General features: G+C 67.2%; 15 protein-coding genes. 6 read left to right on the top strand and 9 right to left on the bottom strand.

The annotated features are described in order from the left end of the window. Positions 1-23: 23 nt before the first annotated feature. Complete coding sequence (locus BFN33_RS10225) at positions 24-656, bottom strand: HAD family phosphatase (RefSeq protein WP_069759562.1); 633 nt, start codon at positions 654-656, stop codon at positions 24-26. A 206-nt stretch (positions 657-862) separates the two neighbouring features. Between BFN33_RS10225 and BFN33_RS10220 the strand changes: the two genes are divergently transcribed. Next, positions 863-1729, top strand: coding sequence for a GNAT family N-acetyltransferase (locus BFN33_RS10220; RefSeq protein WP_069759561.1), 867 nt, complete (start codon positions 863-865; stop codon positions 1727-1729). A gap of 34 nt (positions 1730-1763) precedes the next feature. Here the strand turns inward: BFN33_RS10220 and BFN33_RS10215 are convergent, their stop codons facing one another. Then, on the bottom strand, positions 1764-2972 hold the full coding sequence (locus BFN33_RS10215) for an MFS transporter (protein WP_069759560.1): 1209 nt from the start codon (positions 2970-2972) through the stop codon (positions 1764-1766). Between the two features lie 163 nt (positions 2973-3135). Between BFN33_RS10215 and BFN33_RS10210 the strand changes: the two genes are divergently transcribed. Beyond that, the gene (locus tag BFN33_RS10210) at positions 3136-3588 is read left to right on the top strand and encodes a GNAT family N-acetyltransferase (RefSeq protein WP_069759559.1); all 453 of its coding nucleotides are present in this window, start codon (positions 3136-3138) and stop codon (positions 3586-3588) included. An 89-nt stretch (positions 3589-3677) separates the two neighbouring features. Here BFN33_RS10210 and BFN33_RS10205 read toward each other — a convergent pair whose 3' ends face one another. Then, positions 3678-5063: a serine hydrolase gene (locus BFN33_RS10205; protein ID WP_069759558.1), complete on the bottom strand. Its 1386-nt coding sequence runs from the start codon at positions 5061-5063 to the stop codon at positions 3678-3680. Positions 5064-5591: 528 nt separating this feature from the next. Then, positions 5592-7070, bottom strand: a complete 1479-nt coding sequence (dnaB, locus tag BFN33_RS10200; RefSeq protein ID WP_037707244.1) for a replicative DNA helicase — start codon at positions 7068-7070, stop codon at positions 5592-5594. 459 nt (positions 7071-7529) lie between these two features. Between dnaB and BFN33_RS10195 the strand changes: the two genes are divergently transcribed. Continuing rightward, positions 7530-8867, top strand: a complete 1338-nt coding sequence (locus BFN33_RS10195; RefSeq protein ID WP_069759557.1) for an MATE family efflux transporter — start codon at positions 7530-7532, stop codon at positions 8865-8867. A gap of 155 nt (positions 8868-9022) precedes the next feature. On the opposite strand, the gene rplI is transcribed toward BFN33_RS10195, so the two are convergent. The 4 genes from rplI to rpsF all read right to left on the bottom strand — a co-directional run bounded on the left by rplI (position 9023) and on the right by rpsF (position 10756). Continuing rightward, on the bottom strand, positions 9023-9469 hold the full coding sequence (gene rplI, locus BFN33_RS10190; RefSeq protein WP_069759556.1) for a 50S ribosomal protein L9: 447 nt from the start codon (positions 9467-9469) through the stop codon (positions 9023-9025). 18 nt (positions 9470-9487) lie between these two features. Next, the gene (rpsR, locus tag BFN33_RS10185) at positions 9488-9724 is read right to left on the bottom strand and encodes a 30S ribosomal protein S18 (protein ID WP_003949403.1); all 237 of its coding nucleotides are present in this window, start codon (positions 9722-9724) and stop codon (positions 9488-9490) included. A 58-nt stretch (positions 9725-9782) separates the two neighbouring features. Then, positions 9783-10385, bottom strand: coding sequence for a single-stranded DNA-binding protein (locus tag BFN33_RS10180; RefSeq protein WP_069759555.1), 603 nt, complete (start codon positions 10383-10385; stop codon positions 9783-9785). A gap of 80 nt (positions 10386-10465) precedes the next feature. Continuing rightward, a complete protein-coding gene (gene rpsF / locus BFN33_RS10175; RefSeq protein ID WP_030827724.1) occupies positions 10466-10756 on the bottom strand; it encodes a 30S ribosomal protein S6 in 291 nt (96 codons plus the stop codon). Between the two features lie 262 nt (positions 10757-11018). Between rpsF and BFN33_RS10170 the strand changes: the two genes are divergently transcribed. The 3 genes from BFN33_RS10170 to BFN33_RS10160 all read left to right on the top strand — a co-directional run bounded on the left by BFN33_RS10170 (position 11019) and on the right by BFN33_RS10160 (position 13739). Continuing rightward, positions 11019-11330 (top strand): hypothetical protein, encoded by a 312-nt coding sequence (locus BFN33_RS10170; protein WP_069759554.1) that lies wholly within the window; start codon positions 11019-11021, stop codon positions 11328-11330. A gap of 184 nt (positions 11331-11514) precedes the next feature. Further along, on the top strand, positions 11515-12633 hold the full coding sequence (femX, locus tag BFN33_RS10165) for a peptidoglycan bridge formation glycyltransferase FemX (RefSeq protein WP_057609122.1): 1119 nt from the start codon (positions 11515-11517) through the stop codon (positions 12631-12633). 74 nt (positions 12634-12707) lie between these two features. Further along, positions 12708-13739, top strand: a complete 1032-nt coding sequence (locus BFN33_RS10160; protein ID WP_069759553.1) for an alanine racemase — start codon at positions 12708-12710, stop codon at positions 13737-13739. 144 nt (positions 13740-13883) lie between these two features. On the opposite strand, the gene BFN33_RS10155 is transcribed toward BFN33_RS10160, so the two are convergent. After that, complete coding sequence (locus tag BFN33_RS10155) at positions 13884-15386, bottom strand: glycosyltransferase family 87 protein (RefSeq protein WP_069759552.1); 1503 nt, start codon at positions 15384-15386, stop codon at positions 13884-13886. Positions 15387-15413 lie beyond the last annotated feature (27 nt).

The raw sequence follows: 15413 nt of genomic DNA, 5'->3' as shown, positions 1-15413 counted from the left end.
GGACGAACTGTGAATTGCCTCAATTACCGGGCGTGGCGCACCAATTCATAGGCTTCCCACAGATCCATGCCCTTGTAGGAGTGGGTCGAGATATCGGACAGATGATGGTCCGCATTGACCGCAACGGAGATCGGCACCGCAACGAACAGATCCTTGTCGGAGGACGAGTCTCCATAGGCAACGCAGTCCGCTCGTGTCACTCCGAATCGCTCACACAGCCGGTCCGCGATCAGGACCTTGGCGGCGGCGCTGAGGGCTCCGGCAGGATCCACGGGCTCGGTGAAGGGGACGGCCGGAAAGCGGGACCCGTATGCGGCATGAGCTCCCCAACTGGTGAGCCGTTCCACGAAGAAGGACGGCGAGAGCGACACGACCGCGCAGTAGTCGCCCTGTCCCCTGATCTCCGCCCAGACCTCACGAATGCGGGCCAGCCACGGGGCACCTTCGAAGGCCGCGACGACGTGCGCCTCGGTCAGGGACGCCCACAGCGCGTGCACCTGCTGTGCATATTCGGGCGGGCCTATCAGTCCGGCCCCGACCGCCTGGTCGAGTGCCACCGTCTCGGCCTCGAGCCCGAGCTGCCGGGAAATCTGCACGGGAGCGCTGGTCCCATGCAGCAACGTGCCGTCGAGGTCGAAGAGATGAAGTCTCGCCATGTTCTTGAGGCTAGTGGTCCATGAACCCCTCTGAGGCGCCAGCGCTTCCGGTCGATCGCCGGACGGTCGCCGTTCTCCGATGTTTCACGTGAAACACCCGGCATCTGATCGCCTGTTGTGCGCTTGGCTACGACATGGCCAAAAGCTCGTACGCGCCCCGGGAAACAGGTGGACGGCGAGGGCACCCATCGGACAGCCTGACGTGCGTGCCGATTCCTTCCCTCGCAGCTCTCCCCATCCGCCGTCTGACGCTTCGCGATCTCACCGCCTGCGCAGACTTGTCCGAGGACCGGGGGTGGCCGCGCGAGGAGCACAAGTGGGGCCTCCTGCTCGCGGCCGGAAAGGGCTATGGCATCGACGACCCCCACGGAGGGCTCGTCACCGCCTGCGTGGTCACGGAGTACGGTCCCTACAGCGAGCCCGACCTGGGAGCGATCGGGATGGTGCTGGTCGCGGAACGGCACGCCCGACAGGGCATCGGCCGTCGGCTCATGAGCCACGTTCTCTCCGCGATGGGCACAACCCCTCTGACTCTTCACGCGACGCCCAACGGTCGTCCGCTCTACGAGGAACTGGGCTTCAAGCTGACCGGTCGGGCAGAGATGCTCCAGGGGCGCTTCACTCCGGGCGGTCCGGCGCCGACGGTGAGCACACGTGCGGCCACCGCTGAGGACCTCGCCACGATTCTCCGGCTCGACGAGGAGGTGCTCGGCACGGATCGCACGCATCTCATCACCCGGCTGCCCGCCTTCGCCGACCAGTTGCGGGTAGCCGAGGAGAGCGGCCGGATCATCGGATACGCGGCCGCCTGGCCCAATATGAACACCCATGTCGTGGGCCCGCTGATCGCACGTGACACCGAGACCGCACAGGCACTCCTCACCTCGCTCGCCGCAGGCACCGACCGTCCGCTGCGCACCGACGTCGACGTACGACACGAAGAGCTGCGGGCGTGGGGCAGGGAACGGGGGCTGGCGCCGGTAGGCCTCAACTCGGTCATGACGTACGGAGTCCCGGAGCTGCCGGGCGACTGGAGCCGGCGGTTCGCTCCGCTGACCGTGGCGGCACTCTGAGGCAGGTCTGTTCCTGGCTGCCGGTCGGGTCGGCTCAGTGGTGCACTGCGGCCCTCTTGTCGGCGGGCGTCGCGTCTGCCACCACGGCGCTGGGAGCGCTGTCCCGACGCTCCAACCCAGCCGAGAGAAACGCGAGGAGGAGAGCCCCCGCTGCCAGGGCTGCGCCCACCCAGTTGGGAGCGGTGTAGCCGAAGCCGGCAGAGATGACCAGGCCGCCGAGCCAGGCCGAGAGCGCGTTGCCGAGGTTGAAGGCACCGATGTTCACGGCTGAGGCAAGCGTAGGGGCGTCGTGCGCCTGGTCGAGGACCCTCTTCTGGAGCGGCGGCACGGCGGCGAAGCCCAGAGCACCGATGAGAGCGATCGTGACGCCGGCCAGGACCTTGTTGTGCGCGGTGAGCGTGAAGAGCGCGAGCACGACGGCCAGGGCGCCCAGAGAGACGTACAGCATGGGCATCAGAGCGCGGTCGGCGTACTTGCCGCCCACGAGGTTGCCGCCGACCATGCCGAGCCCGAAGAGGACCAGCAGCCAGGTCACCGAACTGTCGGCGAAGCCGGCCACGTGGGTCATCATCGGTGCGATGTAGGTGATGGCGGCGAAGACGCCGCCGAAGCCGAGGACAGTCATCGCCATGGCGAGCAGCACCTGGGCATTCTTGAAGGCGGCCAGCTCGTGGCGCAGACGCACGCCCTCCGGCCGGGGTATCTCGGGGACGAGCCTGGCAACGCCGATCAGACCGATGACACCGAGGGCCGCGACGATCGTGAAAGTGAGACGCCAACCGGCGGCCTGACCGATCAGTGTGCCGAGCGGGACCCCGACGACATTGGCGACGGTCAGGCCGGTGAACATCATCGCGATGGCTCCGGCCTTCTTGTCCGGGGCTACGAGGTCGGCGGCGACGACCGAGCCGATGCCGAAGAAGGCTCCATGGGCGAGGGAGGCGACCACCCTGCCGATCAGCATGACGGTGAAGGCCGGGGCGAGGGCGGAGAGCAGATTTCCGACGACGAACAGCCCCATCAGCAGCATCAGCATCCGCTTGCGGGAGACCTTGGTGCCGAGGGCGGTCATCAGCGGAGCGCCGAACATGACGCCGAGCGCGTAGCCGGTGACCAGGAAGCCGGCGGTGGGGATGGAGACCCCGAAGTCGTCCGCGACCTCTGGCAGAAGCCCCATGATCACGAACTCGGTCGTTCCGATTCCGAAGGCCCCGATCGCGAGAGCCAGAAGCGCGAGCGGCATGGGATGCCACCTTCCAAGATGATTGCAGGAGCTGGTTGAGTACAGACACAATAATTGCAGACGCTCGATATCTACAAACGGTGGCTACTAGCAGGTCCACACCCTCAAGCCCCTCCGCATACCTGCGGTGCCTGTACGCGGGCACCCGGCATAGGGTGCCGTCATGGGAGATCTTGAAATTCGGCCCGCCGCGCTGGACGACCTCTCCGCGATCGTCGGCATGCTCGCCGACGACCCCCTGGGCGCCCAGCGCGAGTCCCCGGACGATCTGGCGCCCTATGTGAGCGCGCTGGAGCGCCTCTCCTCGGACCCGAACCAGCATCTGGTCGTGGCGGAGCGGAAGGGTCGCGTGGTGGGCACGCTTCAGCTCACAGTCGTTCCGGGCCTGTCCCGGCGCGGTGCCACCAGATCGATCATCGAAGGGGTGCGCATCCACGCCGATGAGCGTGGCAGTGGACTCGGGACCCGGCTCATCGAATGGGCGGTCGAGGAATCCCGGCGTCAGAACTGCCAGTTGGTGCAGCTGACGTCCGACAGCACACGCACGGACGCCCACCGCTTCTACGAGCGGCTCGGTTTCACGGCCTCGCATGTGGGCTTCAAGCTGGCACTGTGAGCCTCCCCCGTGGCCACTCGCTCACGGCACAACAAGGCGCCCTGTTTCACGTGAAACAGGGCGCCGCTCAGCCGATCAGGCAGGGGCGTCTAACCGATGCCCCGCCACCCCTCCGGATCAACTCCACCCGGCACGGAGGACGCCTCGTCATACGGCTGCCGAGTGAACACGAACGAGCCGAGGTCCAGGTGGTCCACGGACCCATCAGGCCGCCGTACGGCCTTCAAGAGCTCCCCATGAAAGTAGCCCTCCAGCCCGGTCCAGGTGCCGTCACCGTTGGCCCGAAATCGCGAGCGCCGGCCTGCGCCCGACAGAGGCTCCAGCGAGGCGAATCCGTCCGCAGTCAACCGCAGGGCGAATCCGTTCGTTCCCCAGTACCACTGACCCGCCAACTCCAGTGAGGACGAGTCGGCTTCGCGCATCGGACGCCAGGGCTCCGGGATCCTGGGTTCGGCCTCGGCGACGATCCGTACGAGATCGGCCCCTACGACGGACAGCTGCGGGCCGGAGGTGCAGTTGGCGAGTACGACTGCGGCCACGTCGTCCGCCACACCGATCGTGAGATTCGCCAGGAAGCCGGGCAGCGAGCCCGAATGGCCCACGAGCAGTCGCCCGTCGCGGTGCTGGACCTGCAATCCGAGCCCGTAAGAGGCGCCGTCGGCGAGATCCGTCATTCCGGCCGGAGCCGCGGGCAGGTGCATTTCCCGCACGGTCTCCGCACTCAGTACGCGACCGTCGCCGTTGGCGAGGAAGACCGCAAACCTGGCCAAGTCAGCAGTGGTTGACCAGAGTTGACCCGCCGGAGCCATCCGTCCGAGGTCCTCGGAGGGTTCGGGCAGCATCACGTCGGCCCACGGATGTACTGCCCAGCCGCCCGCATGCGGCGCTTCCGGGCGGACGCTCGTGCGGTCGAGGCTCAGGGGTACGAGCACTTCACGTCGGAGCACCTCCTCCCACGGAGCGCCACGCAGCTTCTCGACGAGTGCGCCGAGCAGGGTGTAGCCGGGGTTCGAGTAGTGGAAGTGGCGTCCGACGGGATGCAGGAAGGGCTGCTCGCCCAGTACGTCGGCGATTTCCGGACGCAGTTCCCCGGAGGTGCGCTCCCACCAGGGCGCGGGAGACTCGGCCGCCAATCCGCTGGTGTGGGCGAGGAGTTCGGCCACCGTGGCCTCCCCCGCTCCTGTGCCGGACAGGTACTTCTCCAGCGGGTCACCGAGGTCGAGCAGTCCCTCGTCCCGCAGTCGCAAGACGAGAACGGCGGTGAAGGTCTTGGTGATCGACCCGATGCGGTACTGCACGTTCTCGTCCGGGGCGTGCCCGCCCACCAAGGTACGCGCGCCGTGCCACACCGTCCGTCCGCCCCGCACGACCGCCGCTACCAGCGATGGTGCCCGCCCCTCGGCCTGGGCCACGGCGATCCGGTGCAGCAACGCCCTGCGTGTACCGGGAAGCAGCTCTCCCTGAGATGTCGTCATGCCCCCAGTCCATCCCGCCGACGACGCGGACGTCGACTTCTTTAGCCCTGCGGGCCTTGCAGGGGGCCGACCGCCGACGCCCGTCGCACGCCCAGGTGATCTGCGCGTCGAACGCTCGGCGAACCCGGGCGGCGACCGGCGGATCGGTCGGACGCCTGGTGTCCACCCTGCTGACGGGTGACCGAGGGTCGTAGTGGGCCAGAACCCCGGGCACGAGTTCGCGCACCACATGGACCGAGTGAGTCATGGCCGCCCGCTCGGCAGGGGGACGAGCGGCCTCCTCCGGTGGCCACGCTCGTGGACCTCGGCCACCGTCGCGGCGGTCAGGAGCTCGAGGTGGGGCCGGGTGCCGGGACGGCGTGGCAGGGAGTTCGTCTCGGGGACAGCCTCAGGTCTGCGCGCAGTGAGTGCCCAGAGAAGCCTCAGGGCCGCGGCGCCCAGGCGGCGTGAGGACGGCAGGTCCACGGGTGCGTGCAGCGAGTCGAAGCTCCTCCGCCGGCGGCAGCACGCTGCGCCGACGTACGGACATCAGGTCTGCGCCATGTCCACGAAGCGCGAGTAGTGGCCCTGGAAGGCGACAGTGATCGTCGCCGTCGGGCCGTTTCGGTGCTTGCCCACGATGATGTCGGCCTCGCCGGCGCGCGGCGACTCCTTCTCATAGGCGTCCTCGCGGTGCAGCAGAATCACCATGTCGGCGTCCTGCTCGATGGAGCCGGACTCGCGCAGGTCGGACACCATCGGCTTCTTGTCCGTACGCTGCTCGGGACCACGGTTGAGCTGCGAGAGCGCGATCACCGGGACCTCAAGCTCCTTGGCCAGGAGCTTGAGGTTACGGGACATGTCCGAGACCTCCTGCTGACGGCTCTCGGAGCGCTTGGAACCACCGGCCTGCATCAGCTGCAGATAGTCGATGATCACGAGCTTGATGTCATTGCGCTGCTTCAGCCGCCGGCACTTGGCCCGGATCTCCATCATCGACAGGTTCGGGGAGTCGTCGATGTAGAGCGGAGCGGAGGACACTTCGGGCATTCGGCGCGCCAGCCGGGTCCAGTCCTCGTCCGTCATGGTGCCCGAACGCATGTGGTGCAGGGCCACGCGCGCTTCCGCCGACAGGAGACGCATCGCGATCTCGTTGCGCCCCATTTCGAGGGAGAAGATGACACTGGCCAGGTTGTGCTTGATGGAAGCGGCGCGAGCGAAGTCCAGCGCAAGGGTGGACTTGCCCATGGCGGGACGGGCGGCGATGACGATCATCTGGCCGGGGTGCAAGCCGTTGGTGAGCGAATCGAGGTCTGTGAAACCGGTGGGCACACCGGTCATCTCGCCGCTACGTGAGCCGATCGCCTCGATCTCGTCGAGTGCGCCCTCCATGATGTCGCCGAGCGGCAGATAGTCCTCGCTCGTGCGCTGCTCGGTGACCGCGTAGATCTCGGCCTGGGCTCGGTTGACGATCTCGTCTACGTCGTCGTCGGCCGCGTATCCCATCTGCGTGATGCGCGTCCCCGCCTCGACCAGGCGCCGCAGGACGGCACGCTCGTGGACGATCTCCGCGTAGTACTCGGCGTTCGCCGCCGTCGGCACGGTCTGGACGAGGGTGTGCAGATACGATGCGCCGCCGACCTTGTTGATCTCACCGCGCTTGGTGAGTTCGGCGGCGATCGTGATGGGGTCGGCCGGCTCGCCCTTGGCGTAGACGTCCAGGATTGCCTGGAAGATCGTCTCGTGGGCCGGCTTGTAGAAGTCGTGGCCCTTGATGACCTCGACGACGTCCGCGATGGCGTCCTTGGACAGGAGCATGCCGCCGAGGACCGACTGCTCGGCATCCAGGTCCTGAGGAGGGACCCTCTCGAAGGCCGTGCCTCCGCCGTCCCACTCGCCGGTGTCCCTGCCGCGGTCGTGCTGTTCGTCTCGGCCACGGCCTCCGTCGCCGCGGCGGCGCGAGGAGGGCAGACGGTCACTGGGACCGCTGTCGGCCCAGGGGTCGTCCAAGGGCTCGGAAATGCTCACCGAGCCACCTCCTCCCGTCCGCCGAGCGGACCTCGCCGTGCTTCTCAGTTCTACGGCACGGCACTGACAAATGAGACGCCCAACTCCGGTTCTGGCGCGTCGGTTTTGGGGTGATTTCCAAGCCGACGAACGGAGCGGGCGCCGGACCACCGTAGGCCCGTCGGCACCGTCAGCCAATCTGGTTATCCACAGGCCATGTGGACGACGGCCCAGATGCTGTGGAGAACTCCGCGAAACCTGTGCACGACTCGGTGGACAGGCCTGTGAACAAGCTGCGCCTCATCGCCAAAGAGGGGTCTTGACCTGCATCTTCGCCGTCCACCGGCTGTGCAGAAGAAAAACTTTCCCAGTCGGCTCAAGATCAGTTCGAACTGTACACAGCGGCACACACGTCCCGAACGTACGTAAGGGTCTAAGCTCCATTGCATCTCTTACCTGTGGACGATTAGATTGGTGCACATGACACAGGCGTCAGCTACCCCCCAGGCCACACGGCGACAGCACGACCGCGAGATCGTCGCACTCGCCGTTCCGGCCTTCGGCGCGCTTGTCGCCGAGCCTCTCTTCGTCATGGCCGACAGCGCGATCGTCGGACATCTGGGCACCGCTCAACTCGCTGGTCTCGGCATCGCCTCCGCTCTTCTCACGACGGCCGTCAGCGTCTTCGTCTTCCTCGCCTACGCCACTACGGCCGCCGTCGCCCGCCGCGTGGGAGCCGGAGACCTCCAGGCCGCCATACGCCAGGGCATGGACGGCATCTGGCTGGCGCTGCTGCTCGGTGCCGTTGTCATCGCCGTCGTCCTGCCCACCGCTCCGTCGATCGTGGAGCTCTTCGGCGCCTCCGACACGGCAGCCCCCTTCGCGACCACCTACCTGCGGATCTCGGCTCTCGGCATTCCGGCCATGCTGGTGGTACTCGCGTCGACCGGGGTACTCCGCGGACTGCAGGACACCAAGACCCCGCTCTACGTGGCCATCGCCGGCTTCGTAGCCAACGCCGTCCTCAACGCAGGCCTCGTCTACGGTGCCGACCTCGGCATTGCCGGCTCCGCATGGGGCACGGTCATCGCCCAGTGCGGCATGGCCGCCGCCTATCTCGTGGTCGTCGTTCGCGGTGCGCGCAGGCACGGCGCGTCCCTGCGCCCCGACGCTTCGGGGATCAGAGCCTCCGCCCAAGCAGGCGTGCCGCTGCTGGTCCGCACGCTCTCCCTGAGAGCGATCCTGATGATTGCCACGGCCGTGGCGGCTCGCCTGGGTGACGCCGACATCGCCGCCCACCAGATCATCCTGTCCCTGTGGAGCCTGCTCGCCTTCGCACTCGACGCCATCGCCATCGCTGGGCAGGCCATCATCGGACGCTATCTGGGCGCCGATGACACCGAAGGTGCCCGCCAGGCATGCCGTCGGATGGTGGAGTGGGGGATTGCGGTCGGAGTGACTCTCGGCGTACTGGTCGTACTCTCCCGGCCGTTGTTCCTTCCCTTGTTCACCGGTGACCCCGCGGTCAAGGACACCGCGCTACCCGCTCTGGTGATCGTGGCGCTCTCCCAGCCGATCTGCGGTGTCGTCTTCGTCCTGGACGGCGTACTCATGGGCGCCGGAGACGGCCCCTACCTGGCCAAGGCGATGATCCTGACTCTGGCGGTCTTCGCCCCGGTCGCCCTGCTCATTCCTACGCTGGGCGGTGGACTGACCGCTCTCTGGGCCGCCATGACCCTGATGATGACGGTACGGATGCTGACCCTGTGGCTGCGGTCCCGCTCGGGCCACTGGTTGGTGACGGGTGCTACTCGCTGACCGTTTCACGTGAAACACACCCAGCTGGCCGCGCTGACCGTTTCACGTGAAACATGGCCGCGCCCCGGTCGCCGGCAGACGGAAGGGGCCGCGCCCCAGAGGGTGCGGCCCCTTCTCAGCTGATCAGCCAAAGCTGCTCAAGCCAGACGCAGCGATCAGGCCGCGACGACCTCGATGTTGACCTTGGCGGCAACCTCGGGGTGCAGACGCACGGACGTCTCGTGGGCGCCCAGGGTCTTGATCGGCGAGCCCAGCTCAATGCGGCGCTTGTCGACCTCGGGGCCACCGGAAGCCTTGATCGCGGAAGCGACATCGGCCGGGGTGACAGAACCGAAGAGACGACCGGCGTCGCCGGAGCGGACAGCCAGGCGAACCTTGACACCCTCGAGCTGGGCCTTCACCTGGTTGGCCTGCTCGATGGTCTGGATCTCGTGGATCTTGCGAGCACGACGGATCTGCTCGACGTCCTTCTCGCCACCCTTGGTCCAACGGATCGCGAAGTTCCGCGGGATCAGGTAGTTGCGAGCGTAACCGTCCTTGACGTCGACGACGTCGCCCGCGGCACCGAGGCCAGAGACCTCGTGGGTCAGGATGATCTTCATTAGTCGGTCACCCTTCCCTTATCGCGCAGTGGAGGTGTAGGGCAGCAGCGCCATCTCACGGCTGTTCTTGACGGCCGTGGCGACGTCACGCTGGTGCTGCGTGCAGTTGCCGGTCACGCGGCGGGCACGGATCTTGCCGCGGTCGGAAATGAACTTCCGCAGCATGTTCGTGTCCTTGTAGTCCACGTACGTGACCTTGTCCTTGCAAAAAGCGCAGACCTTCTTCTTAGGCTTGCGCACAGGCGGCTTCGCCATGGTGTTTCTCCTGTGTGATCAAGAAGTGTGGGTACGACCCACCCTTCGGCCCGAGGGCCTAGAAGGGGGGCTCGTCCGAGTAGCCGCCGCCCTGCTGGCCGCCGCCGGAGTTTCCACCCCAGCCGCCACCACCGCCGCCGCCCTGGCTGCCACCGGCAGGAGCGCCGGTCGCCCACGGGTCGTCCGCGGGAGCACCGCCGGCCGGCTGGCCGCCGCCGGAGTTTCCACCCCAGCCGCCACCACCCTGGCCGCCACCGCCGCCGCTGTAACCACCCTGGCCACCCCGCCCGGCACCGCCGGCGGTCTTGGTGACCTTGGCCGTGGCACTGCGCAGGCTGGCGCCGACTTCCTCGACATCCAGCTCGTAGACCGTGCGCTTGACGCCCTCACGGTCCTCGTAGGACCGCTGCTTCAGCCGGCCCTGCACGATGACGCGCATGCCTCGCTGAAGCGACTCGGCGACGTTCTCCGCCGCCTGACGCCAGACCGAGCAGGTCAGGAACAGGCTTTCGCCGTCCTTCCACTCGTTGGTCTGACGGTCGAAGGTGCGGGGGGTGGACGCGACACGGAACTTCGCGACCGCCGCACCGGAAGGGGTGAAGCGCAGCTCGGGGTCATCGACAAGATTGCCGACGACCGTGATGACGGTCTCGCCTGCCATGGGGAACCTCTCGGCGGGTTTGCTGCTCTGGCTGCTTGGTTGCTGCTACTCGAATCCCGAGATCAGCTGAGCGGGAAAGCTCAGTGGGTCTCGGGGCGGAGGACCTTGGTCCGGAGGACCGACTCGTTCAGGTTCAGCTGGCGGTCGAGCTCCTTGACGACCGCAGGCTCGGCCTGCAGGTCGATGACCGAGTAGATGCCCTCAGGCTTCTTCTTGATCTCGTACGAGAGCCGACGACGGCCCCAGGTGTCGACCTTCTCAACCTTGCCGTTGCCCTCACGGACGACGGAGAGGAAGTTCTCGATCAGGGGGGAGACAGCGCGCTCCTCCAGATCGGGGTCGAGGATGACCATCACCTCGTAGTGACGCATGTGGAACCCACCTCCTTTGGACTCAACGGCCACGGTCGTTCCGTGGCAGGAGGGTTGTGATGCGTACGCAACGGTATCGGCCGCCACTGACAATGGGGCTTCCTTGCGGTAGTCCCGGCCGTGACATGGGCAGACACCGTGCAGACGGTACAGACTACCCGCACACCGGCTTCGGGTTGAAATCCGGCCCCGGAGGCGGTCACTCTGTACACATCGGGTGTGTATGGCGCTACTGTGCGCCGTCTTCCGCAGGAGGTGCCCTATGGCACAGGCAATGCGACCCAACACCGCCGGAGGCCTTTTCGCCACGGACGGAAAGCCCCACCCCCTCCAGGACACGCTGCTCGCGGTGACCCTGGTGCTGGGCATCACGGCGTTCGTCACAGCGATGTTCGACAACCTGCACCTGCTGAGCTCCTGGACCGGCCTGGTGGGCATCCTCACCGGCGCGTACGGCCAGTGGATCTCGGAGACGACCCGCGAGCGCTTCGGGCTGATCCTCGGTCTCGGTGCGTCCGCAATCGGCTTCTTCCTCGGCATGGCACACGGGGGCCTCTTCGGTGGAGTCTTCTGACTGACGCCACGGGCACGATCCAGCTGACACCATCCAAAGCACCACGCAACGCCTCGGCGGCCCATGAGCCGGGGCGCAGGTTCCGTATGCCCAGTCGGGGCGCTCGCAAGGCGCAGTAGGCTTCGGCGCGAGAGCCGGAGCCCCTGTACCCATGGGGACACACCAGCCCGAGGAGCGCCCCACAATGAGCCTGACCCTGAGGACGATCAGTCGCGAGCAGCATCTGGCATACATCCAGAGCCTGCCGTCGGCGAGCCACATGCAGGTTCCGGCCTGGGCAGACGTCAAGGCGGAGTGGCGCTCCGAGAGCCTCGGCTGGTTCGACAAGACCGGCGAACTCGTCGGCGCGGGTCTCGTCCTCTATCGGCAGCTGCCCAAGATCAAGCGCTACCTCGCCTATCTGCCCGAGGGCCCGGTCATCAACTGGTTCGCGCCGAATCTGACCGAGTGGCTGGAACCGATGCTCGCGCATCTCAAGCACCAGGGCGCCTTCTCGGTGAAGATGGGTCCGCCGGTGATCATCCGGCGCTGGGAGGCCACCTCCATCAAGGCGGGCATCCAGAACCCGGATGTGAAGCGTCTTCGCGACATCGAGGCCGACTTCATCGAACCGCGCGCCTTCGAGGTCGCCGACAAGCTGCGCCGCATGGGCTGGCAGCAGGGCGAGGACGGGGGAGCCGGTTTCGGTGACGTGCAGCCCCGTTACGTCTACCAGGTGCCACTCGCCAACCGCTCCCTGGAAGAGGTGCACAAGAACTTCAACCAGCTGTGGCGCCGCAACATCAAGAAGGCCGAGAAGGCCGGCGTCGAGGTCGTCCAGGGCGGTTACCAGGACCTCGAGGAGTGGCAGCGGCTGTACGAGATCACCGCGGTGCGCGACCATTTCCGGCCCCGCCCGCTGTCGTACTTCCAGCGGATGTGGACGGCCCTCAACACCGAGGACCCCAACCGGATGCGGCTGTACTTCGCCCGGCACGAGGGCGTGAACCTCTCCGCGGCGACCATGCTGATCGTCGGCGGGCACGTCTGGTACTCCTACGGCGCCTCCGACAACATCGGCCGTGAGGTCCGGCCCTCGAACGCTATGCAGTGGCGGATGCTGCGCGACGCCTACGCTCTCGGCGCGACTGTCTACGACCTGCGGGGCATCTCCGACTCGCTGGACGAGACCGATCACCTCTTCGGCCTGATCCAGTTCAAGGTGGGCACGGGCGGCCAGGCCGCCGAGTACCTCGGCGAGTGGGACTTCCCGCTCAACAAGCTGCTCCACAAGGCGCTCGACATCTACATGTCGCGCCGCTGATGTCGCGATCTTCGCTTCAATAGCTCCCATACCTCTGATACACCGCAGCCACTAGAAAGGTTCCGGGTCCGGCCATGGCGCTCACGCTCTACGTCGACACCGCGCGCTGGCGGGCGCACCACAAGCACGTGCAGGAGCAGTTCCCGGGGCTGGTCCCGGTCTGCAAGGGCAACGGCTATGGCTTCGGGCACGAGCGGCTGGCGGAGGAGGCCACCCGGCTGGGCTCGGACGTCCTCGCCGTCGGCACGACCTACGAGGCCGCGCGGATCAAGGACTGGTTCGGCGGTGACCTGCTGGTGCTGACGCCGTACCGACGGGGCGAGGAGCCTGTACCGCTGCCCGACCGCGTGATCCGCTCGGTGTCGTCGATCGACGGGGTCTACGGCCTCGTGGGCGCCCGCGTGGTCATCGAGGTGATGTCCTCGATGAAACGGCACGGCATCAGCGAGCAGGATCTGCCGCAGCTGCACTCCGCCATAGAGAATGTTCGCCTCGAGGGCTTCGCGATCCACCTGCCGCTGGACCGCACCGACGGCTCGGACGCCGTCGAGGAGGTCATCGGCTGGATGGACCGGCTGCGCGCGGCCCGGCTGCCGTTGCACACCATGTTCGTCAGCCATCTCAAGGCCGAAGACCTCGCCCGGCTGCAGCAGCAGTTCCCGCAGACCCGCTTCCGCGCCCGCATCGGGACCCGGTTGTGGCTCGGGGACCACGACTCCACCGAGTACCGCGGCGCCGTCCTGGACGTCACCCGCGTCTCCAAGGGGGACCGCTTCGGCTACCGGCAGCAGAAGGCGGCCTCAGACGGCTTCCTGGTCGTCGTGGCCGGCGGTACGTCGCACGGCGTGGGCCTGGAGGCTCCGAAAGCCCTGCACGGTGTCATGCCGCGCGCCAAGGGGGTCGCCCGCGCCGGTCTGGCCACGGTCAACCGGAACCTTTCTCCGTACGTCTGGGGTGGCAAGCAGCGCTGGTTCGCCGAACCGCCACACATGCAGGTGTCCATCCTGTTCGTGCCCTCGGACGCCCCGGAACCGAAGGTCGGCGAGGAGCTGGTGGCCCATCTGCGGCACACCACCACGCAGTTCGACCGGATCGTCGACCGCTGAGCGACGCGAGGCGACCGTTGAGCGCCGTGAGAACGGGTCACTGAGCGCCCCCTGGACCGGACGAAGGGCCGTCCACGGAAACTTCCGTGGACGGCCCTTCGCGTGCGTGCCCCAATCGGCGTACGCCACGCAGGCTCTGTTCGCTCAGAGCGAACGGTCGGCGGCTCCCTGGTCGTTGCCCCACTCCACCTGCGGTCCGTCGAAGTGAGCCGCGTGCCGTGGTGGATGGGCGGCTGGGCCGAACACGAAGACGTCCTCCGCTCCGTCGAGCACACCGCCCGAGGGATCGTCGTCGCCGGCCCGCCGTACCACGTCCCGTTCCGGCATGAGGATGTCGCGCAGGACCATCGCGCACAGGTAGGCAGTGCCCAGGAGATGCAGTCCGATGGCCCAGTGATAGCCGTCGGTCGGCAGGCCCTTGTGGGCGTTGCCGCTGGTCGTGTACGCGAGGTACAGCCAGATCCCCAGGAAGTACGCCACCTCGCACGCCTGCCAGATGAGGAAGTCCCGCCACTTCGGCCGAGCCAGCACGGCCAGCGGCACCATCCACAGGACGTACTGCGGCGAGTAGACCTTGTTGGTGAGGATGAACGCGGCGACGATCAGGAACGCGAGCTGGGCGAAACGCGGCCGGCGCGGAGCCGTCAGGGTGAGTGCGGCGATACCTGCGCAGGACAGCAGCATCAGCAGCGTGGCAAAGGTGTTGACGGTCTCGGTGCTCCACGGGTCGGTCGAGTTCTGGGCCAGGATCAGCCAGAAGGAGCCGAAGTCCACGCCCCGCTCCTGGCTGAATGTGTAGAACTTCGACCAGCCGTCGAAGGCGAAGAACATCACCGGCAGGTTCACCACGAGCCAGGAGACGGCCGCGCCTCCCAGGGCCTTGCCGAAGTCCCGCCACTTGCCCGCGCGCCAGCACAGCACGAACAGGGGCCCGAGCAAGAAGATCGGGTAGAGCTTGGCGGCCGTGGCGAGCCCCAGGAGGACACCGAAGGCGAGCGAGCGTCCCCGCGCCCACATCAGCATCGCGGAGGCCGTCAGAGCGACCGCCAGCAGGTCCCAGTTGATGGTGGCCGTCAACGCGAAGGCGGGCGCCAGAGCGACCAGCAGACCGTCCCAGGGCCGACGGGCATGCGTACGGCTCACGCAGACGACGATGATGGCCGCGCACACCATCAGCATCCCGGCGTTGACCATCCAGTACCACTGCTCCTGGTGCTGGATGCTGCCGCTTCCGGGCGTCAGCCAGGCGGCGACCTCCATGAACACACCGGTCAGCACCGGGTATTCGAGGTACTGCATGTCACCGGGAAGCTTGTCGAAGTACGGGACGAGTCCGTCGGCGAAACCGCGTCCCTGATAGAGGTGCGGGATGTCCGAGTAGCAGGCATGGGTGTACTGGGAGCTGGCGCCGAAGAACCAGCCACCGTTGTAGCAGGGCGCCTTCTGGACCAGGCCCAGCGCGAACACGCCGATGGCCACGAGCGCGATGACCCGGACGGGGGTCCACCAGGACGTCCCCAGCAGGGCACGTCGCCCTAGTGGGCCGCCGATGAACTCGCTGCCGCTCCTGGAGACCTCGTCGTCCTTGGTCGGATGCACTGGATCCGGCTCGTGCACGCTCGTTGGCGTCGATTCAGCACTGGGCATGCGGCCCATCCTGCCGTACGAGGCTAG

The sequence above is a fragment of the Streptomyces sp. LUP47B genome, from assembly GCF_001746295.1.
Taxonomy (GTDB): Bacteria; Actinomycetota; Actinomycetes; order Streptomycetales; family Streptomycetaceae; genus Streptomyces.
Note: the sequence above shows the minus strand (reverse complement) of the source record. Positions and strands in the feature narration are given on the sequence as shown.